28 protein-coding genes and 1 tRNA gene are annotated in these 22,703 nt (G+C 34.7%); 23 read left to right on the forward strand and 6 right to left on the reverse strand.

Annotated elements, in window-relative coordinates; translation table 11 throughout:
* The first annotated feature begins 112 nt into the window (after positions 1-112).
* The 5 genes from M3206_RS12090 to cysC all read left to right on the forward strand — a co-directional run bounded on the left by M3206_RS12090 (position 113) and on the right by cysC (position 4,945).
* Complete coding sequence (locus M3206_RS12090; protein WP_251312777.1) at positions 113-1,261, forward strand: NAD-dependent epimerase/dehydratase family protein; 1,149 nt, start codon at positions 113-115, stop codon at positions 1,259-1,261.
* Complete coding sequence (locus M3206_RS12095; RefSeq protein WP_251312778.1) at positions 1,258-2,004, forward strand: sulfotransferase domain-containing protein; 747 nt, start codon at positions 1,258-1,260, stop codon at positions 2,002-2,004. Before M3206_RS12090 ends, M3206_RS12095 begins: the two co-directional genes overlap by 4 nt.
* Before the next feature lie 188 nt (positions 2,005-2,192).
* Entirely contained in the window at positions 2,193-3,179 is a 987-nt protein-coding gene (locus tag M3206_RS12100) for a polysaccharide biosynthesis protein (protein ID WP_251312779.1), read from the forward strand.
* Positions 3,180-3,218: 39 nt separating this feature from the next.
* Positions 3,219-4,355, forward strand: coding sequence for a sulfate adenylyltransferase (sat, locus tag M3206_RS12105; RefSeq protein WP_425590735.1), 1,137 nt, complete (start codon positions 3,219-3,221; stop codon positions 4,353-4,355).
* On the forward strand, positions 4,352-4,945 hold the full coding sequence (gene cysC, locus M3206_RS12110; protein ID WP_251312781.1) for an adenylyl-sulfate kinase: 594 nt from the start codon (positions 4,352-4,354) through the stop codon (positions 4,943-4,945). The genes sat and cysC overlap by 4 nt, the downstream gene beginning before the upstream one ends.
* Positions 4,946-4,978: 33 nt before the next feature.
* Here cysC and M3206_RS12115 read toward each other — a convergent pair whose 3' ends face one another.
* Both M3206_RS12115 and M3206_RS12120 read right to left on the reverse strand, forming a co-directional pair.
* Positions 4,979-5,131, reverse strand: a complete 153-nt coding sequence (locus tag M3206_RS12115) for a hypothetical protein (protein ID WP_251312782.1) — start codon at positions 5,129-5,131, stop codon at positions 4,979-4,981.
* On the reverse strand, positions 5,128-6,138 hold the full coding sequence (locus tag M3206_RS12120) for a hypothetical protein (RefSeq protein WP_251312783.1): 1,011 nt from the start codon (positions 6,136-6,138) through the stop codon (positions 5,128-5,130). Before M3206_RS12120 ends, M3206_RS12115 begins: the two co-directional genes overlap by 4 nt.
* 117 nt (positions 6,139-6,255) lie before the next feature.
* On the opposite strand from M3206_RS12120, the gene M3206_RS12125 reads away from it, so the two are divergent.
* From M3206_RS12125 to M3206_RS12145, 5 genes are all read left to right on the forward strand, one after another.
* On the forward strand, positions 6,256-7,356 hold the full coding sequence (locus M3206_RS12125) for a hypothetical protein (RefSeq protein WP_251312784.1): 1,101 nt from the start codon (positions 6,256-6,258) through the stop codon (positions 7,354-7,356).
* Positions 7,357-7,488: 132 nt separating this feature from the next.
* Positions 7,489-8,379: a hypothetical protein gene (locus tag M3206_RS12130; protein ID WP_251312785.1), complete on the forward strand. Its 891-nt coding sequence runs from the start codon at positions 7,489-7,491 to the stop codon at positions 8,377-8,379.
* 64 nt (positions 8,380-8,443) lie between these two features.
* Complete coding sequence (locus M3206_RS12135) at positions 8,444-8,620, forward strand: hypothetical protein (protein ID WP_251312786.1); 177 nt, start codon at positions 8,444-8,446, stop codon at positions 8,618-8,620.
* 115 nt (positions 8,621-8,735) lie between these two features.
* A complete protein-coding gene (locus tag M3206_RS12140; RefSeq protein ID WP_251312787.1) occupies positions 8,736-8,966 on the forward strand; it encodes a hypothetical protein in 231 nt (76 codons plus the stop codon).
* A gap of 71 nt (positions 8,967-9,037) precedes the next feature.
* Entirely contained in the window at positions 9,038-9,955 is a 918-nt protein-coding gene (locus M3206_RS12145; RefSeq protein ID WP_251312788.1) for an MBL fold metallo-hydrolase, read from the forward strand.
* Here the strand turns inward: M3206_RS12145 and M3206_RS12150 are convergent.
* The 4 genes from M3206_RS12150 to M3206_RS12165 form a co-directional block, all read right to left on the reverse strand.
* Positions 9,924-10,622 (reverse strand): DUF421 domain-containing protein, encoded by a 699-nt coding sequence (locus M3206_RS12150; protein ID WP_251312789.1) that lies wholly within the window; start codon positions 10,620-10,622, stop codon positions 9,924-9,926. The genes M3206_RS12145 and M3206_RS12150 overlap by 32 nt on opposite strands.
* An 84-nt stretch (positions 10,623-10,706) precedes the next feature.
* The gene (locus M3206_RS12155; protein ID WP_251312790.1) at positions 10,707-11,147 is read right to left on the reverse strand and encodes a GNAT family N-acetyltransferase; all 441 of its coding nucleotides are present in this window, start codon (positions 11,145-11,147) and stop codon (positions 10,707-10,709) included.
* 5 nt (positions 11,148-11,152) lie between these two features.
* The gene (locus M3206_RS12160; protein ID WP_251312791.1) at positions 11,153-11,668 is read right to left on the reverse strand and encodes a YjcG family protein; all 516 of its coding nucleotides are present in this window, start codon (positions 11,666-11,668) and stop codon (positions 11,153-11,155) included.
* Between the two features lie 59 nt (positions 11,669-11,727).
* On the reverse strand, positions 11,728-12,459 hold the full coding sequence (locus M3206_RS12165; protein WP_251312792.1) for an alpha/beta hydrolase: 732 nt from the start codon (positions 12,457-12,459) through the stop codon (positions 11,728-11,730).
* 353 nt (positions 12,460-12,812) lie between these two features.
* Between M3206_RS12165 and M3206_RS12170 the strand changes: the two genes are divergently transcribed.
* From M3206_RS12170 to M3206_RS12230, 13 genes are all read left to right on the forward strand, one after another.
* Complete coding sequence (locus M3206_RS12170) at positions 12,813-13,370, forward strand: phosphatidylglycerophosphatase A family protein (protein ID WP_251312793.1); 558 nt, start codon at positions 12,813-12,815, stop codon at positions 13,368-13,370.
* Between the two features lie 92 nt (positions 13,371-13,462).
* Positions 13,463-13,538: transfer RNA gene (locus M3206_RS12175), tRNA-Val, on the forward strand.
* A gap of 120 nt (positions 13,539-13,658) precedes the next feature.
* The gene (locus tag M3206_RS12180) at positions 13,659-14,576 is read left to right on the forward strand and encodes a tyrosine-type recombinase/integrase (RefSeq protein WP_251312794.1); all 918 of its coding nucleotides are present in this window, start codon (positions 13,659-13,661) and stop codon (positions 14,574-14,576) included.
* Positions 14,577-14,854: 278 nt separating this feature from the next.
* Positions 14,855-15,985 (forward strand): hypothetical protein, encoded by a 1,131-nt coding sequence (locus tag M3206_RS12185; protein WP_251312795.1) that lies wholly within the window; start codon positions 14,855-14,857, stop codon positions 15,983-15,985.
* Between the two features lie 447 nt (positions 15,986-16,432).
* Positions 16,433-16,642 carry a BhlA/UviB family holin-like peptide gene (locus tag M3206_RS12190; protein ID WP_251312796.1) on the forward strand — a complete coding sequence of 70 codons (210 nt, stop codon included), beginning with the start codon at positions 16,433-16,435 and terminating at the stop codon, positions 16,640-16,642.
* Between the two features lie 3 nt (positions 16,643-16,645).
* On the forward strand, positions 16,646-16,993 hold the full coding sequence (locus tag M3206_RS12195; RefSeq protein WP_251312797.1) for a hypothetical protein: 348 nt from the start codon (positions 16,646-16,648) through the stop codon (positions 16,991-16,993).
* A 13-nt stretch (positions 16,994-17,006) separates the two neighbouring features.
* Positions 17,007-18,350, forward strand: a complete 1,344-nt coding sequence (locus M3206_RS12200; RefSeq protein ID WP_251312798.1) for a glycoside hydrolase family 55 protein — start codon at positions 17,007-17,009, stop codon at positions 18,348-18,350.
* Entirely contained in the window at positions 18,347-18,628 is a 282-nt protein-coding gene (locus M3206_RS12205; protein ID WP_251312799.1) for a hypothetical protein, read from the forward strand. The genes M3206_RS12200 and M3206_RS12205 overlap by 4 nt, the downstream gene beginning before the upstream one ends.
* A gap of 17 nt (positions 18,629-18,645) precedes the next feature.
* Positions 18,646-19,074, forward strand: a complete 429-nt coding sequence (locus M3206_RS12210) for a hypothetical protein (RefSeq protein WP_251312800.1) — start codon at positions 18,646-18,648, stop codon at positions 19,072-19,074.
* Positions 19,075-19,109: 35 nt separating this feature from the next.
* On the forward strand, positions 19,110-19,979 hold the full coding sequence (locus M3206_RS12215) for an SU10 major capsid protein (RefSeq protein WP_251312801.1): 870 nt from the start codon (positions 19,110-19,112) through the stop codon (positions 19,977-19,979).
* A gap of 456 nt (positions 19,980-20,435) precedes the next feature.
* Positions 20,436-21,296: a hypothetical protein gene (locus tag M3206_RS12220; protein WP_251312802.1), complete on the forward strand. Its 861-nt coding sequence runs from the start codon at positions 20,436-20,438 to the stop codon at positions 21,294-21,296.
* Between the two features lie 133 nt (positions 21,297-21,429).
* Positions 21,430-21,609 (forward strand): DUF5659 domain-containing protein, encoded by a 180-nt coding sequence (locus M3206_RS12225; protein WP_251312803.1) that lies wholly within the window; start codon positions 21,430-21,432, stop codon positions 21,607-21,609.
* Between the two features lie 45 nt (positions 21,610-21,654).
* Positions 21,655-22,701, forward strand: coding sequence for a hypothetical protein (locus M3206_RS12230; RefSeq protein ID WP_251312804.1), 1,047 nt, complete (start codon positions 21,655-21,657; stop codon positions 22,699-22,701).
* The last annotated feature ends 2 nt before the right edge of the window (positions 22,702-22,703 follow it).

Here is a 22,703-nt window from a genome sequence, read left to right on the forward strand (position 1 = left end):
AATACGGTAAATTCAAAATTAATAAAACTAACCTAGGAGAGACACCCACAACTTGTCTGATAGTTTTCATATAATATAGAACACCATTATTTACGAACAGGGAGGCATCTATTTGAAGAAAATATTAGTTACAGGTTCTTCTGGATTTATTGGTAAAAATTTAATTGAAAGACTTCATCGTGAACCGGATCTAGAAATAATGTCCTTTACGAATGGAGATGGAATGGGAAAATTACGTAGTTATTTGGATCAGGCAGATATTATATTTCATTTAGCGGGAGTCAATCGGCCGAAGAACGAGGACGAATTTGAAAAAACAAACAAAGGACTTACTGATGAAATGGTAAACTACTTAAAAAAAATGAACAAGAAAACAAAAATTATCTTCTCTTCTTCTCTTCAAGCAGAACTAGAAAATCCGTACGGGCTAAGTAAAAAAAGGGCGGAGGATAGTTTGATAGCCTTTAGCAAAGCTACCAATAATGAACTTTCCATCTTTCGACTACCGAACGTATTTGGGAAATGGTGTAAACCTAATTATAATTCTGTAGTTGCTACTTTTTGTCATAATATTTGCAACGACAAAAAGATAACCATCCACGATCCAGACAAAGTTTTAAATCTAGTTTATATAGACGATGTCGTTGAAGGATTGGTTGAATGCATATATGAACAACAAGCAGCAGATGACTATTACCGTCATATTCATCCGGTTTTTCAAGTAAGTGTGGGTACTATTGCAAATAAAATTTATGAATTCAAAGATATTAGAAAATCACTTCTCATCCCCGATTTATCAGATAAGTTTACAAAATACCTCTATACTACCTATCTTTCTTATCTTCCACAAAATCAATTTGGTTATGATCTGCCTGTTCATAAAGATGATAGAGGCAGTTTATTCGAGCTTATAAAATCTCAAAATGCTGGTCAAATTTTTGTTTCCGTTTCTAAGAGTGGGGTTAAAAGAGGTAACCACTATCACAACACAAAAGTAGAAAAGTTTTGCGTTATAAAGGGAAAAGCTGCCATAACATTTAGGCATATTCATTCAGATGAAATCCTTGAATATGTTGTATCTGATCAAAATATTCAAATCATTGATATACCACCAGGTTACACCCATGCGTTGGAAAACCTAATAGATGATGAATTAATTGTTTTGTTCTGGGCTAACGAAGTTTTCGATCAAACGAAACCAGATACGTATTATTTAAATGTTGATAATAAAAAAATAAATAAAAAGGGTGATTCAATATGAGAAAGAGAGATTTTATTAAATTAAAAGAAAGTGATCTTGTAGCTGTAGCCTATCCAAAATCAGGGAATAACTTTCTTTTATTTCTGTTAGGTATGTTGTTGTATAGAAAAAAAATGGATTGGTCCAATAAAGCTAGCATGGTTCAAAATATAGTAGGAGATATCGTTCCAAATTTACCTTCCCCAAGACTTGTTTGGAGTCATGAAGGTTATGATCCGCAATACCCTAAAGTTATATTTCTAGTGAGGGATCCACGAGATGTTGTCATATCCTACTATTTCCACCTTATTAAATATTATTACAAAGGAGATAAAAGCAAACTAAGCTTTGACACTTTCTTTAATAGATTTATGGATGGAAAGTACGGGCCTGGCCAATGGAATAGTTATGTGGAAGGCTGGATAGACAATCAGAAAAATATAAAAAATGGTTTATTGCTAGTAAGGTATGAAGATCTTCTCAAGGATACTGGCAAGGAAGTGGAGAGGATTCTAGAATTCTTAGAACTAAAACGGTCTCAAAAGGAAATTGAAGATGCAATTCAATGGGCATCTTTTGATAATATGAGGGCTTTAGAGCAAAAACAAAAAATGTATTTAAACGGAACAAAAAATGTAGATGAGAAGATGCCATTTGTCAGAAGTGGAAAAGTAAATGGTTGGAAATCATTTTTAAGTGATGAACAGCAAAAAAGAATGGAAAAAGAGTTTAATAAAGCTTTACGAAAACTTGGCTATCTATAATTTTTTATAGATATAGAATGGATAGATATGTTTTTGCTGCGTTCATATTGCCTATTTTAAGTTTGAGGGTTAGTTGTCCATTGCAACAGTAGGTTAAACTCATATATTAAAAATAACCATTGATTAAATTAGATCAGGTTATATAGAAAAATTTATTCTTCTTAAAGATAAATTAGGAGGTCGAATTCTTGTTTAATAGCAAAATATTAATTACAGGTGGGACAGGTTCTTGGGGAAATGAACTTGTAAAACAGCTGTTAGAAAAAAATCCAAAAGAAATCAGGATCTTTTCAAGAAACGAAGCTAGTCAGGTAGCCATGCAAAGAAAATTTAACAACAACGAAAAAATTAAATTTATTATCGGTGATATAAGAGATAAGGATGCTGTATTAAAAGCAAGTGAACAGGTAGATTATATCTACCATTTAGCGGCTCTGAAACACGTACCTATATGTGAATATCAACCAATCGAAACGATTAAAACGAATATTATTGGAACGCAATTTATCATTGAAGCTTCCATTCAAAATAAAGTAAAAAAGGTAATCTATATATCTACGGACAAAGCTGCTAACCCATCAAACTTTTATGGAATGACGAAAGCAATTGGCGAAAAAATGATTATACATGCAAATTTATTAGGATCCGATACAAAATTTGTATGTGTAAGGGGCGGAAACGTCTTAGGTACAAATGGCAGTGTAATCCATGTTTTTAGAGATCATATACACAAATTAGGTGAGATCGGAATTACGGACTATCGGATGACACGATTCTTTTTGACTTTAGAGGAAGCGATTCATCTTTTATTTAAAGCTACCGAAGAAAGTTTAGGCGGAGAGATTTTTGTCATGAAGATGCCTTCTTGTAGGATTAAGGACTTAGCAGAAGTTTTAATCGAAGACTCTGGAAAGAAAGATATAAAGATTATCGAAAAGGGCATCCGCTCTGGCGAGAAAATTGATGAAATTTTACTAACAAATTATGAAAGTCAATCTACTTACCATTATGATGACCAATACTTTGTAATATTGCCAACGATTGATATTAAGGGACTCAAGGAACATTACGCTTCCTATAAGAAGTTCGAATTAGAGACTTATAGCTCTGGAGACAGACTTATGTCAAAAGAAGAAATCAAACAAATGCTAAGAAAAGGCGGATTTATCGCATAATCTTTTTTTTACAACGCCACAAGGTGTTTTCAAAAAAGAATCGTGGAACGAGAGGAGAGAACAATGAATCAAAAAAAGGTTAATGAAATAAATGATCAGAGAAAAATCGAAATGGATGAATGGGCTTTATCCGATTTATACATGTTGGATATAGGAGCCTACAATCCCCTTAAAGGATTTATGAGTGAAGAAGATTACAGAAGCTGTTTAGATAACATGCGTCTAACAAACGGACAAGTATGGAGTCTGCCGATTGTTCTTCCTGCATCTGAGGAAGAAGTAGCTATACTTGCGATCAACCAGAAAGCTGCTCTTACTTTTAAGGAAGAACTTTACGGAGAGATAAAAATAAAAGAAATATATAAGGTTGATCGGAGCGAAGAAGCAGAAAAGGTTTTTCTAACTCGTGATAGCAATCATCCTGGAGTACAGGCAACTCTAAAAAGGAAACCTTACAATATTAGCGGGGAAGTTAATTTCACAAGAAAATATCAATTTCCTTTTAGCCATTATCCTCATACTCCAACTGATACAAAAGAGTTATTTAAGCAAAAAGGCTGGAAAACTGTTGTAGCTTTTCAAACTAGAAATCCTATCCATAGAGCTCATGAGTATATCCAAAAATGTGCTTTAGAAATCACAGATGGATTGTTCATCCATCCATTGGTTGGAAAAACGAAGTCAGATGACGTTCCAGTTGAAGTAAGAATGTCATGTTATGAAACACTCATAAATAACTATTATCCAAGAGACAGAGTGATCCTCGGGGTGTTCCCAGCAAGTATGAGATATGCTGGCCCAAGAGAAGCTTTGTTTCATGCTCTAGTAAGAAGAAATTACGGATGTACCCATTTTATTGTTGGAAGAGATCACGCTGGAGTTGGAAACTATTATGGAACGTATGATTCACAAAAGATTTTTCAGCAGTTTTCGTTTGACGAGTTAGGGATAATTCCTCTCTTTTTTGAGCATAGCTTTTATTGTAAGAAGTGTCAGCAAATTACCTCCTTAAAAACATGTCCTCATCCCCCATCTTCTCATCTCATTTTTTCAGGTACAAAAGTTAGAGAATTATTACGTCAAGGCATCACCCCTCCCGAAGAGTTTTCTAGAAAAGAAGTCGCAGATCTCTTAATTAATGAAATGAAAAAGCGTCAGGATGGAAGTGAAACATGAATCAGCATATATTTTGGCAGCAAACTCATGTTACGAAAAAAGATAGACAACAGAAGAATGGTTATAAAAGCGCTGTATTTTGGCTGACCGGACTATCAGGTTCTGGAAAATCGACGTTAGCGAATCAATTAGAAAAGCATCTGTTTCATTTAAACTATTCTACTTACTTGCTAGATGGCGATAACGTCCGACACGGTTTAAATGCAGATTTGGGATTTTCACAGTCTGATAGAATTGAAAATATAAGAAGGATTGGCGAAGTTTCGAAACTGTTTGTAGACGCTGGATTAGTTGTTGTTACAGCATTCGTTTCTCCATATACAGCAGATAGAAAATTCGTTCGTGATTTATTTAATGCAGATGAATTCTTTGAAATCTATATTGAATGTCCCATTGAAGAATGTGAAAAAAGAGATCCTAAAGGGTTATACAAAAAAGCCCGTGATGGTACCATTAAAGAATTTACAGGTGTTCAATCTCCCTATGAGGTTCCTCCTAGTCCTGACCTTGTTATCAATACCGCTAAAAATGATATAGAAACATGTACCTCTTTACTATTGGATTTTGTGAAGGAAAAACTAAAAAAGTGAGTAATATAAAAAAGCTGCCTTTTCGCAGCTTTTTTACATTGATTTTTTATTAGGTTTCCATGTTACCTTTCCGCAAGAACTGCAGCCCTTTTTAACGGGTGGTTTAATAAGAGAATTATTCCCGATATTTTTTGCTTTCGCTGCTTTAATTTCAGTGTATAGCTTCTGAATTTCTTCCTTATTCACTTTCCATCTCTCCTCTGTCTGAATAGCCTGGCTGTATGTTTAGTATATTCTTGATTACCGGACGGGGTGTTTTGATTTGTATGAAATGGACGGATGACGGATTTTTCATTTTTCTTTATATCCGTATTAAACGGTTTAATCGGATGTCTTTTTGTAGATGCTGATTTAAAAGGATTAATAGGCTGTGCATTTTTTGAAATAAATTGGCCCTGTTCATAAGGTTTTGGAACTGACTTTGTGATTAAAGAACCTGTAGGTGAAAAAGGCCTGATTGGAGGTACTGAAACAGGTTGACGATTAACTGGTGGATCCTCTATCTTTTTTACTGATGGTTCATCGGCGGTTGCGAGTGGTGCGGGATCTTGAGATTCTTTTTTCTCTGTTAAGACGGCTTCAGCTGTCTTCGTCTGGTTTTTAGGCAGTTGTGTCTCTGCAAAACGAGCATTTACGGATTGAAGAACTTTATTAACGCATGTAGTAAACGTTGATTCCGAGACTGAAGCTAACGATTCAAATGAAAAACGCATAAAGGACTGGATGATTAAATAGCATAACCATTCAGGTACTTGTTTTTCGAATTTAGGTTTAATAGCTAAAAAGAGTGGTCCATCTTTTCTTTTTAAAGTGATGCCTTTATGAATGCCTGCTTGAACGGGTAAATGAAAAGTAGTGGCGGGATTCAAGTAATACAACTGTTTGTCAGGCGTGTTTATAGCTAAAGGCATAGGGTGACCTTCATGTAAATTCAAGTAAAATCTTTGATCGCATTTTTTATTGTCATCCGTAGTTACTTTGATGCCCGTATGATGTAAAAGCTCTTCAAGTTCTTTAACATGTTGCTGTGATAACCCTTGTACGCCTATTCGAAAAGTGGAAAGTGCTCCTGAAATGTTCTCTCCCTCTTCATCGATCTGCATTCCCCAATAAGGCAATAAAAGACAAAGAGATTCATATTCTAAAGGTGTTAAATCACACACTTTATTATTGTTATACCGGATTGACTTCATCTTGTTCCTCCTTTAGCTCATCTATAAAAATAGGCTATTGTTCTTGTGTCATAACCTACTCTATTCCCATAGTATGTATGGAATCTTCAGAACATGATGAGGAAAGGAAGGGAAACGATGGGAAACAATCATAATCAATTGCAGGATGAGTGTATCCGCGTCCAGAAAGTTTACGACTGGGTGACCGGTGCGCTAGACGTAAGAAAAACAGTAACTCTCACTCCAGAACAAATCGAAGCTATCGAAGAAGCACTCGATGATCCTTCACGTCGCCCGTTGAGGTTCGTAGCTAAAGTTCCTAAAACAAATAACGAAGCAAATGAAGCATGTGAAGAACTCTATTTATGCGAACAAGTAGGAGATAAGAGAGATGTTACAGCTATGCTTAGTGGGGGGCAGCTCACAGAAGCTCAGCTGGTAGAACTATTGTTTACAACAGATGTAAGGGTGCAGGTTGTAGACAGAGCAGGTGACGTAGTAACAGAGTTGATGGTGAATGCATCTGTATTCGAATCCTTTGTTCTGTGTTATCCGGATGGAACAGATCTATACTGCCGCATCACTAAGATCTTTGCCAAAATTCCATCAGGTACTGTGTTGCTGAACAGTCCAGCACCTACCTCTATTGCTTTAGACATTACATTCTGCATCGACATTCAAGTTGAGGCTGAAGTAAAACTTGAGGTGCTTGCTAAGTTAAGTGCACCTCGTGAAAATGATTTAAGTCCAGTTGAAGGCGAGGGAGAAATGTGTCCACCGGTGTCGTTTCCACAACAATGCCCAGACATATATCCCAGGCCAGGCTGCCTGTGTGGAGCCGTTGGAAATGCAAGCGGAGTAGCAGTATGTGGTGAGGAAGGTGCAACGGAATCTGGCCGTGCTACGATCTTCCTCAATCTCAACAACTATCAGCTTGCAAAAAGTTCGTTTAAGCTAAACTTTAGAAAGTCAGCAGAAGATGAATTCACTTTCACAGCTACTGAAGTAAAACAAGACACTCTTTGTTGTGACGAATATAACGGCGGACACAGGATAACTGTCTCCGGAAGAGGGTCAGTTGAATCTGGAGAGCAGTTTGACTTTAATCTCGCAGTAGTAGAAACAGAAGAGGGCACTCTTTTTGAAGTCGAATTAATAAATTCTGAATCCTTCTCTACAGGAACAATTAAAGCAGATAGTGGAAGAATTACAATCCAGCAAGCACTGCAGCACACATAAACAAAAAGACCGATTGGCTTAAAGGCCAGTTGGTCTTTTTTGTTGTTTGAACCTTTGCTTAAAAAAGAGTGAAGGAATAAGAAAGGCGTACATACAATAGGATAAGAGCCTAATTCTGCAGGGGGGATATGGATGGGGACAAAAGACAAAATAAGCTATGAACGGCTCATAACAAGAGTTGAATATTATAAAGAAAAAGCACTCGATTTAGAAAAAAAGTTAGTGTTTGCTGAAGAAACTATTGAACGACTTGAAAATGATACAAACAAGGTGAATTACCAAAGTCTCATTGAAGAAAAGGAAGAAGAGGTTGTCGAACTAAAAAAACAAATTGAAACACTTAATAAGCGCTTAAACCGGGCAGAAGTACATGAAATGGAAAAAAGAATTCAAAGCTACGAAGACTTATTAGAAACAATACAAGAGGAATTAAATGATAAAAATCAGCAGATCGAGCTTTATCAGCAACGTGTGAAGAGTATGGAGAAGAGGTTAAACATTAATCGTACATCAGAGCCTATATTAGAAGGTGCTGAATCGGATGAAGAACTGAAGGCAAATGTCGCCTTAAAAGATAAAAGCTGCATGAGTTACTTTGATTATTCCGTTATTTTTCCAAAAGAGAAAACCGGCTTTGTCAGAGGGTCTTTCTATTTAGAAAATACGGGAACAGAAACACTAGATAACCCCTTTATATGTTTTCGTTTTCAGCCAGCTGAGTCAGCTGCATTAAAAGGAAAAATCGTTTCTTTAATCGCTTCACCCACCAAAGAAGAAATGAACCAATCTCAATGGATGTTTATGGATAACGAATGGGCTGAAGAAGCAAAGGAACGAGGGGAGTTATGGATCTGCCCATTAAGGGAAACGAAATTAAAAACGGGTGACAAACTCACATTAAATGACTTTCAGATTCCGATAAAAAGTAAAATCGATAACAATATCATCATTGAAGCGTTCGTATATTTCCATAAGCAAAACTATCGGGTCAAGGCAGTTAACCATATTGCGATAAACTTTTAGGAATCAGCCTAAGCCAACTCGTTGTTCATGAATAAGATGTACTAAACGAGGAGGTTGAATGAGGATGGATAAGAATAATAAGAAGTACAAGGAAATTTATGCAGATACAGTAATTATTAAAGCAGGCAAAGTTATTATCCATGAAGATGAAAATCATTCAGTATCTTATAGCTCAAGCTCTTACAAGCATGAATCTTCATCTAGCTCTAGTTCAAGTTCATATTATGATCCATGGGAATAAGCGATTCACATGTTTTTAAGAGTGCCACTAAGGTGCTCTTTCTTTATTTAATAGACTTATATTAGAAGGAATAGGGAAAAGAAAGGAGAAAGAGATAATAAAGGAGATGTTGCAGATGGGTTATATGATTTCTTATATGCCAATCCAAAGCATGCAGTATGCCAGCCGTATGGAAAAAAGTGAAGCGGGTCTTCCAGTAGTTCCACGCATTTCTCCTATTCGTAACGAGAAGTTTCCGATTCCCTTAAATTTAAAAAGTAGTTATGCATTTAAGGAGAAAAAGAGATTTCATCAAGTCTTAGCAGAAATTGAAGGAAAAGGGTTGATTATTAACGAAACCATTTAATAGGTTTCTTTTTTTTGATTTTTTTCAAAAGATACGATAAAAAACGAGTGACTAACAACTGAGGTGATCGTATGGAATTTATTGAAATAAAGGATGGATGCTATTATTTTAAAAGTGCCGTCAATATAGGCTATATACTTAGCGGGGATCGAAGTATGGGTATGTTGATCGACGCAGGTCTCGAGGCTTCTGCTGCAAAAAAAGCGTTGAAGACCTTGCAGGAAGAGAGACTTCCTGTAACTCATTTGTTCATTACCCATGCTCATGCTGATCATTTTGGAGGAGCACAATATGTACAAAAAAACGTGGACGTTCACACGATAGCCCCTGCACTGGAAGAAGCTATTATGAGATATCCCACACTCGAACCGATGTACTTATTTCATGGAAACGTTCCTTTAAAAGAGATGCGAAACAAATTTTTAGAGGCGCCTCCTATTTCTATCGATGAAATCTGTGAGCCTGGAATCTGGAAAAAGGATTCTTTCGAAGTAACATTCATGGCTTTTCCTGGACATAGTTATAATCAATTCGGGGTTTTATACAAAAATATTCTCTATGCCGCTGACTCGTTTCTTGGTAAGGAAGTCCTTGAGAAACATAAGATTCCTTTTATAGTAGACTCCGCCTCAAATTTCTCTACACTTCAAGATCTCCTGAAAGCAGAGGTTTCCGGAATGCTTCCAGGACACGGTTCGTTTTTGGAACGATATGAAGATACGATCAAAGCAAATATCGAAGTTCATCAAAGAGTATTAAGTCAAGTGAATAACTTTCTAATCGCATCCGGTGACCGTGGTCTTTCTCTTGAAGATCTTATTTCAAAGATGCTTCTAAAACATGAAATCGAACCTGCAAATCTGGGTTCGTATTCCTTATTTAGAACAGCTGTTACATCCTATTTGATTCAGCTGATCGAAGAACGCAAAGCAGTTTATACGATAAAAGAGGGCAGGCCTATGGTTTTTTCGGGTCAGTCATCGGCATGAATAACAGCTCGCCTTCTGATAGTTCTGCATAAAGTACTTCTTTAACTGTCTTATAGCCATGTTCATGAACCTTATTGATAAGCTCTTTCTTTGAAATGCCTGCTGTAGATAGATTATCCATATTGATTTCTCCATCAAGAATTAAAGTAACAGGAAGCCCGGGTTGTTGGTCGGTATGCATGTTCAAATCTTGCCGATTTGGAGATCCATACTGATATTTCGGCATGATGCTTAATGAGCCGTTCGTTTCTAGGATGGCATATTCCACTTCACGAAGACTGAAATAACCTTTTTGCCGAACTAAATTTTGAAGCTGGTTGATATCTAACTTGCACTTTTTAAGTTGACGACGGTCTAAATATCCTTTGCGAATCACAATTGTCGGTGCACCTTCAAGCAATTTTCGTGTACCCTTATATTTTTGAGTAATATACTCTACTATATAGACAAGAGAGCCCCATATGGTAATGGCATACAGAATAACAAAAATAGAAGTGTCATCATCATACATCGCGTTTCCTACTAGTTCCCCTAAAAAAATGGATGAAACAAAATCAAAAGGTGTAATCTGTGATATTTGTGTTTTTCCCAATATTTTTGTCAGAACAAAAAGAGCTACAAATCCTACTGTCAACTCTAACGTTAACTGCCCAACATGTATGTTCATTCAGCCATATCTCCTCGTAATAACATATTACCTTTCAGTTTTGACGAGATAGGGGATTTATAAACTAAAAAAGTATTGATTCCGTCACTCTGACGAATTCAATACTTTTTTCATGGCTACATGCGGTATATTAGCATCCAAAAATGGCTCAGATGATATGGTTTCATACCCTAATTTTTTATAAAAGTCTTCTGCCTGAATTTGTGCATATAATATAAGGCTCGGTAAAGATTGATCATTAGCAGTATGTTCCATAGCTCTCATCAACTTTTCGCCTAATCCTTTATTTCGATGGGAAGAAAGGATACACACTCGTTCGACTTTTCCTTCACCTTTAACTTCACGTAGTCTGGACGCTCCAACAGGTTTGAGATTTTCATCGTAGAGCACAAAATGAACAGCTGAATCTTCGAACTCATCGATCTCTTCACTTTCGTCGATTTGCTGTTCACGTACGAAAACATCTCTTCGAACTTCTAATGCATCTTTATAGCCTTGTTCTTTAGAGGTGTACTTTTTAATCAAACTGATTATACTCCCTTTCCAAGACGAAACGTTTCATAAACGGTCCAGTATCCATTTTCTAGTTGGTAGAGCAACTGGAAACGATCAATTCGTTCTTCGTGTTCAATATCAATCATTCGAAGACGTTCTAATACATCTGAATGCTCTTCGTCTGAAAGTTTTTGTCCCAATGTAATGTGCGGAACAAAATTATATGGCTGCTGCTGTTCAAGAGGACCTGAATACAGCTGATCGTGCAGTGCCTGTAATTCTTCAGCTGCGTTTACTTTAAGATAGATAACATTATTAACAGGGTGGAAGGAGCCCACTTTGTTAATCATTATGGAAAATGGATCAATGTTCTGAGCGACAGATGAGATATATGAAATCTGATCCTGAAGCTCCTCTTCAGTTGCCTCAAATGGTTCTTTTAAAGTAATGTGAGGCGCGATAAGGGCATAATGGGGATCATACCTTTTTCGGTAAGAATTTACTTTATCTTGTAGATTTTTTGATGGAAAAATAGCAATACCGTATTTCATAATTCTTCCTCCCTCATCTTTTGAAATAGTATACCAAATATTCTTTTTATTTCCCACAGTTAGTGGGTATTGTAAAGAAACGTTAATGCTGGTATTAAGTCTTTTTGCCAGTTTACCCATAGGTGATTACCTTGAAACTCTGAGTATTCATAATCCAGCGCAAAATTACTCAATAACTTGTTCATTTTTCGATTCGGATTTAAGAAATCTTTTGTTATACCTTCTGGGTTCGTGAATTGATGTTCTTCATCACCGATGGAATGATAGATTGTCAATGTTTGCATCTGTTCGATAGATTCAACAGTTTGCAGCAGTTCATCTGGAATGTAAGGTGATTGAACTATTACTTTTCCAAAGGTATTCGGATATAGCAAACTCAGCTTCAAAGCAACATATCCGCCAAGTGAATCTCCAATTAGTCCCATTCCTGCACCAAGCTGTAATGTATTGAACTTCTCATTCAAATAAGCTGTTAATTCATAGGCCATAAACCGTATATAATTCTCGTGTTTTTCACCTGTGGAATCATATTTAGCTTTTCTGTCTTGAATTCCCTTATGGTTCACACCAATAACAATACAATCTTCCATCTGATCTTCTTCCATTAAGCGATCAGCGGTTTTTGCCAGCTTTCCTAATTGAAAGTAATCCCTGCCATCCTGGGCGATTAGAATAGGGTATTTAACTAATGGAGTGAATCGTGAAGGAAGATAGATCAGTAAGTCTATCGTTTCATCTAAATAGTTGCTATGGATTTTATCGTCTGTAATGGAACCTTTAAGAATGGCCATAAACGGACCTCCTTTGCTGACAACATAGTTTGTAGGTTGTTTTCGAAAAAAATAGTAGTTATAAGCGAGTTGATTTCCGCTCCAGGTTGCTCGGTTTCCTCAGGTTGTGCGGTCAGCCTCTTGCCGCTCTGCGTCTAAGAGTCTCACCTGTCCAACTCATCCTGCAGGAGACTCGCACCTTCCTCTCCAATTAACTAGCAAGGTAGATACATGTGCAAAGCAATAACCTTTTTAAAAATAGCTAGTATGTAAAAGCGTTTTCATCCAACTCGTATAATTGTAACATAAAATGCTATAATTAAAGAATCAATACGGCCATGATCATCAGTGAACATTTAAATGAGGTGAAGTCTGTGAAAAATAGAGTGCATAGCAGGGAAGTTGAGGCGGCGGCAAGAAGGCTGCTGAATGAAAGAGGTGTCACTATTCCTGAGATTGCCGAAATCGTTTATGAGATGCAGATTCCTTTTTCACCAGGACTGACAAAAGAAGAATGCATTGAGAGCGTTGATGCAGTCTTAATGAAACGAGAGATTCAACATGCAATTTTAGTAGGTGTTGAACTTGATATTTTAGCTGAACAAAAAAAGCTTTCAGAACCTTTACAGAGTATCGTAGAACAAGACGAGGGATTGTTTGGAGTAGATGAAACGATCGCCCTAGGTGCTGTATTTGGTTACGGAAGCATCGCGGTTACGACGTTTGGCCACTTAGATAAATTTAAGATGGGCATTATTCAAAAACTCGATACGAAAATAGCAAATGGAAAGGTTCATACTTTCTTAGATGACTTGGTTGCAAGTATAGCAGCTAACGCCTCAAGTCGGCTTGCACATCGACTTCGTGATAAACAGGAGAAGCTGACAGACGAAGAAATTGAACAGCTTGAAAACGAAGAAAAAATAGGTTGATTGAAGAGCCTCCGCGATGGCGGAGGTTTTGTAATTTTTTATTGACAGACTTAACGCTCTGTCGTATATTTTAAATTGTTCCAAAAAAAAGAGATCCGATAGCTCAGCTGGGAGAGCGCTACCTTGACAGGGTAGAGGTCGGGGGTTCGAACCCCTCTCGGGTCACCATTGTTGTAATATCAAGGTTTGTAGCCTTTTATAAGTACATAAAAATGTTATGGTCGTAGCAGAACCTTGTTACAACCATCTAAGACCACTTCACAAAATCCAATGTGAGGTGGTTTTTTTATGTTAATCAAATTTGCGGTACAGGATTTTTATGAGGATCGAGAGTTTAAAAACTTATCACCTAAGACGATTACAGCCTACAAAGACATTCTTAGTCAGTTTTTTAATTTCTGTAATGAGCAGGAAGTATTGAACGTTGAAGATGTGTCAGTAAACACCATTAAGAAATACTTAATGTATTGTCAAAAACGTGGTAATAATGCCACTACTACAAACTCAAAACTTCAACGTATTCGTGCTTTTCTTAATTACATGATTGAATGTGAAGTTATCGAAAAGAATCCTGCTAAGAAGATTCAGAAGGCAAGAGAAGATATTAGGATTGATGTATTTAATGACCACCACATTAAGCAGATGTTGAACTATTACAGACGATTGAAGAATAGGGAACATGTATTCCATGCTTATAGAGATTATTCAATCATAATTACTCTTCTAGGTACTGGCTTACGTTTATCTGAACTGTGTTCAATTAAGTGGTCTGATATAAATTTTGTTCAACAAACAATGTCTGTATTTGGGAAGAATAGAAGAAAAGAATCAATACCAGTAGCGGAGAAATGTATTAAAGAATTGTCGGCTTACAAAGTGTACTGTGAACAATTCTTTGGACAAGAGAATCTAAACGATTATGTATTTACAAATAGAGAGAATAAACCTTTAACACCTAATGCAGTACAAAATGTATTTAAACGTCTAGCCAAGATAATGAATTTTCGTGATGTACGTTTATCTAGTCACACGTTTAGGCATACGTTTTGTCAAAAGTGTATACATGCAGGAATGTCTACATTTGCAATCCAAAAACTTATGCGACATTCTTCAATTGCGGTTACAGAAAAGTATGCTGCAATGTGGGGTAATGATCTTAGAGAACAGAACGAGAAATATAATCCTCTTAACCATATAGATATTTGATAAGCAGGGGTTAATCCTTGCTTTTTTTATACAACAAAAATAGTCCCAAAGACCTATTGGAACTATAGCGAGTTTATAGTATTATTAAAGGGACACCTTTCTGAAAAAAAGTGTATAGTATCCCACTATCAGTATTACCTAACTTAATTAATACTATACAGGTGCTATTTATTGGTGTCAACAAAAATATTTTGGAGGTGGTTTTATTGAGGGATCAATAACCAATGTACATATGTGGCTGTGTTTATTAAATCGAAAAATAAAATGGAGGCAATAAAATGAAAGATTTAAAATCCTATATTGTAAGTTATCGGAATGGGAGTACCGATTCATTAAATCACTTAATCGGAATTAGAAAAGTTAAGGAAACGAACGCTAAAGGTGAAGTAGATGTAATACCTAGAATTAAATATAACGATAAAGCCTTAAACACCATTTATTTTGAAATCACAAAAAAATATTACAAGGTTGATAACAAAGACATTGAAGAATGGTTTTTAAATGGTTTATGTGAGGTTATTTTTGAGAAGGCTGACATAAATAGAACACCACAGGAAATTATCTCTTGGACTGCAAAAACACTTGATGGATACATACATAATAAAACTATCTTTGAAAGAAAAGACGACAAACATACAGAGCCAGAACAGAAAAAGATTAAAGTACATAACCATGAAGATGATGAAAACCTAGATGATTCTAATTCGTTATATGATTCAGCAGTCTATAAAAATTATATAGAAGTTGAAAGTAGTAAAGGATACATAGAGTTTATTGATTTTATAGGAGGGGTTAAAAATATCCTTACTCCGACACAATACAAGTTGTACAAACTAATGCAAGATGTTCATAAGAAACAAAAAGACCTTGCAAAAGAATTGGGTTGCACTCCTGAAAATATCAGTAAACAAGTTAAACAAATACATAGAAAAATCAAAGAAAATTGGATTTATTTTAAGTCTGTAAAGTCATTAACCCAAACAGGATTATATGAAAACATAAGTAAATTTGTAGAGCAGTACAAAACCATAGAAGAAATTGATACTGACAGAAACTTTGATTACTTTGCATTGTTGGTTAAGTATCTTAAAACGAATTATAAGAAAGGTGAGCAAACACCTGGATTTAAAGATTTACATAAAAATAAAGTACAATATCATCTTTCAGTTTTTGACATCTTAGTTGATAGTTTGTCTGCTAAATCATGCAAAGTTTTGTACGAAATCTTAGAATCTGATATACATAATGTTGGGATAAGAAAAAGAGATAAGATTAGAATTGCAGAACAAAGTTTTAAAGTGTTTAGAGATTACATAGAACAATGCAATGTGGCTTTATTTAAAGTGAGTGGATTGATAGCGAAACAAAAAGAAATTGAGTTTAACAACATACATAATAAAATATCTTAGAATATCATAAGTTGTACATAATATTACATAATTTGGTTATTTTTTAGTTGATATATAGGTGAAGGGGTAATAACCTCTTCATCTTTTTATTTCTCAATCAAACCCTCATTTTATAGAGATTTAAGAAAAGTGATTTTTTGACGTTTTTGACCTTATATAATCCGATGCTTATATAATTTCGGTTTTTGCACCTGAAATTGTTCGATAAAAGGAAGGGGGAGAATTTAAGATAAATTTCATTGATTACCTATTCAAATTAGGTCATGAATGAAGGGTGTCTTACTCTTCACTCCTAATATTATTGTTTAATTTTTAATTAGACGATAGCCATAATATTTCTTTCATTTTTAACCTCCACTTGAGAGCAAGGGATCATCCTTGCTCTATTTCTTTTTTTAAAATATTTACTCATATTTATAACAATTTATATATGGAGGTGTTTGACAAATGGAGTTTTCTATTCCTGTTGAAATGGTCGCTTCACAAGGAATCTTCGCATGTTTATTTGTTTATCTACTCTTAGATACACGTAAAGAATCAAAGCAACGTGAGGAGAAATTAACAGTACAGATTGAGAAACAAAATGAAAGCATGGATAGAATCGTTCAATCAATTGAGCGATTAGAAGAGAAAGTATCAAATATAAAGGGGGCTTAATATATGGCAGAAATTAATACAGCAGGGTATCAATCAATTAGAGATTATATCCAAGCGAATTGGAAGTACATTGAACTAAGAAATGGTTCAACTCCAATTGTACGTTTATCACCATCTGATAGTAGAGTTACATGGACACATCAAACAGGTGAACAAACATTAAAGTTACAAATCATTGTAAAAGGTTCTGATAGTGATATTCCAGTACCACAAACATTTTCATCTTCCGCTATTTATTCAGTAGCAACAGGTGGAAGTGCTTATTCAGTTGAATCATTTACATCTTTCACAATGGAATCAGATCAAGATGAATTAACGGTTACTCATTCAATTCAAGTGCCACAAGTTTAGGGGTTGATGTTCTATGTTAGGTTCTGGAACACAATCGAATCCTTTTATTATTCAAACACCAAATGATTTAGATTCAATGCGTAACAATGTAGCCAGAAATGTCTTTTGGGAATTAGGTAATGACATTGATATGAGTAGTTGGGGTAATTGGACACCAATTGCTTATTATGATGGCGTATCATGGAAAAATGCCTTTGAAGGTAACTTTGATGGTAAGGGATTTAAAATAACAAACCTTACAATCAATATTACTAATACAGATGGTATTTATCTCGGTTTGTTTGGTCAGTATCATTATGGTACTTGTCAGAATATTGGTTTGGAAAACTTTCAGATCAATACTAATGCAAGTATGGGTTGTAGATATTCAGGTTCATTAATTGGATACACTTACGGTGCAACTATTCGTAATTGTTATGCAAAAGGTGGAAATGTAAAAGGTCAGGATGAAACTGGAGGATTAATTGGTAAGGCTCAAGGTGGAATACTTGAAAACTGTTATTCTACTAATAATGTAACAATTACCACTTCTTATTGGGGTGGTGGATTATTAGGTACAGCCGATACTGGACAAATCATAAATAATTGTTTTGCAGCAAGTAATGTTTCTTATACAACTTCTGCACAACATAATGGTTATAGTGGTTTTGTTGGTTATGTTCGTGATGGATCAATACCGTTTTCTAATTGCTTTTGGGATACACAAACTAGTGGTCAAGCAAATCCACCTAAACATGGGTACAATCCATTTACAGGTAACGTTTCAGGTGTGACTGGTAAAACAACAGCCGAAATGAAAACTCAATCCACTTTTACAAACTGGGACTTTACAAATACATGGTTGATAAGTAATGACTATCCAGCATTAAAAGTATTTGGTGTACCTTTACCACCTGCTAAAATACAAACAATTTCAGTTGTTTCATTTGCTGATAATATTTTCACAGTAGCGGGAAAAGTTTCTAAAGTTACTAAGAATACAGAATCAATTCTAAGCCGTTTAAACGCTTATGTAGATAGAAAACTATCAACTCAACGTAACACTTCGAGTTACACGATACCTATTAATACAAGCGTTCAGAAGTCTACTAGAATCGTAAGAAGTAGCACACAAAATGTAATTACATTTATTAACCCAGTTCATACATTTATAGAACGAAAGACAAATACATTTAGACACTTATTATCTTTTATGGATCACTTAGATACTTCTGTAAGTGTTAAATATCCAATTCAAAATAAAGGTGCAAATGTTTATGTCTCATACGTTCAGAATCCCTCTGTGTGCCATTTTGAGGTAAATATGACTAATGCCTATCCTATTGTAAATCCTTCCATTAGTGAGGTGATAGAATGATTCTACAAGGCGATACTGTCAGGTTGAAATGCCACTTTAAAACCTTTAATGGTAATGCGGTTGATCCAACTGATATTAAATTATTTATTTATGACGAAATGGAAATATTAACTGAAGAAATAGCATTAAACGACACTCACAGAGAATCTGTGGGTGTTTTTTATGTGGACTATTTACCTGCCATTGGATTGAACGAATTTATTTTCGAGTTCTCTGGCAGTTATAACAACAAACCTATCCTTTCAAGAGGAAAGGTGAAAATTCAATTCACAAAATAATCTAGGAGGTTAGAAGTATGTCAAAAGAAATTAGTTTTTCGCAAGAACAGTTAGATGAAGCAGTCACTAATGCAAAGACACAATGGGAAACAGAAGTATTAAATCCTATTCAATCTGAACGTGATGAATTGCTTCAATACAAACCAATGGAATTAAGTGAGGATGAAGTTAAACTTCAAACAAAGCAGCAAGAGTTATTCAGTAAAGAAGTTGCTCTCACACTTAAAGAGAATGGTTTAGAAAAATTCGCTTCAATTGTAAAAGTATCAAATGAAGATGAGTTAAAAGAAGTGGTTGAAGAACTTACATCTGTGGTTAATGACTATAAAGTCGAGATGGGTTATAAACCTACAGACCATAAACAGAATGATAAGTACAGCCAATTCGAGAAGAACAAAGATACAAAGAACATGATCGGCTCTAAGTTAGCCAATTTATTTAAGTAAACTATAAAACCAAATTATAAGGAGAATGATTATTTATGTTTAAATCTACTAATTTTACAAACGCTGAACAAATTTCACTTGCTAAGGAAATTGCACTTATTGGAGTACAGTCTACACCGCTAACATCAATGTTAATGGCAAAAGGAAACATTGAAAAAGCACTTTCTACAGTTTACACATGGAGAGAAAAGCAATTATCACATGATGAGGATTTGTCAGCAGTTGAAGGTGCAGACACTACAGAATTTTTTGAATCTGCTCGTGCTGAACTTAACAACATTTTGGAAATCTTCAAGAAGGGTGCTAGTGTTTCTGGAACTGCAATTGCAATGAAATCTAACCAACTTGCAGAGGAAGTAAATGACCGCCTTCTTGAATTGAAAATTAACATGGAAAAGAAATTCATCAACGGTATCAAGAAAGATGGTTCTGTAACACCATTCAAACGTCAACTTTCAGGTCTAATTGAAATGGCTGATCCATTAAATGCAGTAGCAGTAACAGGTGCTATTACAGAAGATAAGATTAAAGAAGTTATGCGTAATCTTTGGAATCAAGATTTAGCAGAAGGTACTTATTACGCTCTAGTAAATGCTGATATTAAAGAAGATGTAGATGGTATCTACAAAGATCGTTACAACTATGAGCATGTAACTACTAACTTTGGTTTACTTGTTGATTCTGTATCAACTAACTATGGAACTGTACACTTTGTACTTTCTAAGCATGTTCCAGCAGATAAGATGGTTGTATTCAACGATTCTTACCTTGACCTTGTGTACTTACGTGAGCCACACTTTGAAGCATTGTCTAAGACAGGCGATAGTGTTAAGGGTCATGTAATTGCTGAAGCAACACTTAAAGCAGGTTCTAAGAAAGCAGTAGCAGTTGTAACTGTTTCCTAATACATAATTATTGAAAAGAGGATATTCCTTAATTGGATTGTCCTCTTTTTTAAACTCATATTTTTGAAAGGGGTGAATTAAATGCCATGAATCTTAGAGAAGAATATTTATTAAAACGCAGAAGAAAACGAATTACCATGATTGAACTTGCAGCCTTTGTTGGTTGTTCACAGAGTTTAATCAGTCGTTATGAAACCCACAACTGTGGAATGTCAAAAACAAAACTAGACCTATATAGAGAGTTTATAGACCAATACGAATCAAAAATATAATCAAGTGGAAAGTGTAGGTGAAAAAATGAAAGAAAATAAAAATTCGTCATAACCACTCCTTCTTTTAATCATCTCGGTATCAAATGATACTGAAATTTTTCAAAGGATTAAAAGGAGGAAGTCAACAAGTGTTTTTTACTTGTTGATGGTTATAGACGACACGTTACTTAATGTTGTCTGAAGGATGTTTTACCAATCAAGAGGGAAGTGGGAGAATTTTATTCTTTCACGAATTATGAAGAAAGAACTTAAAGGAAAGTTTCCAGAATGGTGTAATGATTTTACACAAGGTCAGCACACAACAATTTTACAAGGTGATTTAGATAGTTTAATGGGATGTGCCATTGAAAGTAAAGTTAAAGGAAATAAAATCAATTACTTCTATGAGTTTGATAATTTGTATGTGGCTGATAAAACCGATAAAAGAAAAGCAATAGGAATTGATTTAGCATTAGCAAGAGGGAAATCTTTCTGCAATCACGTTGTAAAAATTAATAGAAATGATGAAGTAAACCCACAAACAGCAAACATAAACGTAATTAATAACATACATAGTGGAAATTACACACAAAAATACGCTATGTCTACCGCTTTAATGATGTGGAGTTATTATGGATTACCTTTACCAAAGAGTAAGGAAGGTAAAATGATTCTTCTGGCAATTGATAGTGGTTATTTAGGACATTATAGCGATAACTTTAAAAGAACACATAATACATACTTAGAACAATTAGGATTTACAGAATTAATTGATCTGCTCAATGAAAGCAGCAGAGAACATTTCAATAAAATACACAGTACATACAAAACAAAAAGTGAAATTCATCTAAATGAAGATGGATATTTATATACAAATTTAGCCCTTGCAGAAATGCAGGGGTTTTTTGATGTGGATTTAACATTACCAACGCAACAATTCACATTAAGAAATCAATTCAAATCACATAAGGCTAGTACATATAATATTCAATCAAAAGGTCAGATTGATAACTTAATAAGTTTTGCTTTAACAAGAAAAAATGAAATGAAATACACAGTTGCTTAAAGGTATTGCTAAATACCTTTTTCTGTAAAACGATTTACGAACGTTCGTATTTTTGATATTATAAAAATAGACTAAAACACGAACGTTTAATAAAATTAATTACTATATAATTCGTTTTTAGGAGGGAAATATAATGTTAAAGAAGGATTTCTTCTTCGTTTATAATAAAAAAGTTTCAGATTTTCTTAAAGAAAGGGGTCATGAAGTAATCACAATTGCACAGGATTTGAAAAGTAAGAAGGTGTTCTCGCTTTTTCAAATTACACCTGAACTTCAACAAGCATTAACCGAATATAAAGCACTTAAAAAATAAATCGTAAGACCAATATTAAATCAATTTTAAATCGGAGGTAATTCAATGAATTACGAGGAAATTAGTAAACTATTACAATACAATGAATACAAAGGGTCTGAAAGTAAAATTTTTATGCCAAATGAAATATTTGAGGATTTAATTAAAAGTTTGAACGAAGAACTACCTCAAAAAGAACAATCAAAAGTTGAATACATAACTGAAAAGAATAAAGTTAGAAAGAAACGTGGATTAAATAAAGGTGTAAGTACGAATCATATTGCATTTGCTTACTCTTACATATATCTTGTGACATGGTTGTATAGATACACTAAGTACACAGTATTAAAAAGTGGGATAAGTAACAGTACGATCAAAGAAATTTTAGGATACAAACCAGAAACACGAACGGTAAACTATCTCATTATTAAGAATGGTTTACTTGATAAAATAGGCTATTTGGAAACTCATAAAGATTTCCCTGTCTGGTGGTCACAGTCACAATATGAAGCATTAGATTTTCAAATGTATTCAGAGGAAAAGGATTCATTTCCCTATCACACCATTCCAAAAAACTTCACAATAAAATATCCAATAAAGGGATTTTATAGAGAAGTAAATGACGATGGAACAGTTGAAATAGAAGGAACATTTAATGAGGTAGATAATACTCACTGTGTTCCATTTGAAGTATTCATGTATTGCATGAGTAAAGATGATATTGGTTGTACAGGATTCTATTTGTACAGTTACCTATTACACAAGAATGATATTTATGGTGATTATGATGTTTCTCTTGAGGATTTATCTAAACAGACAGGAATTGCAGACAGGACACTAGATAAATATTTAGGAATATTGAAGGCTTATAGAATGATTGACTTCAAAATTAATCAAGAGTTTTTTGCTATTGGATTAAGAGAAGAGGATAGAATGGCAAATACATACTCTATAAATGAATATGGAGAGTTTTCAAACGAACCCATTCCATATGACAAGATTAATATTGTGAAGAAGAAAGACTATTTTCAAATGCTTGAAGATAAGAAACAGATGGATAGAGAAATTTGGGGTGGAATTTTAGATATTCCGCTTGAAAGCCTACCTTATTAAAA

It is taken from the genome of Fictibacillus phosphorivorans, assembly GCF_023715845.1.
Taxonomy (GTDB): Bacteria; Bacillota; Bacilli; order Bacillales; family Fictibacillaceae; genus Fictibacillus; species Fictibacillus phosphorivorans_D.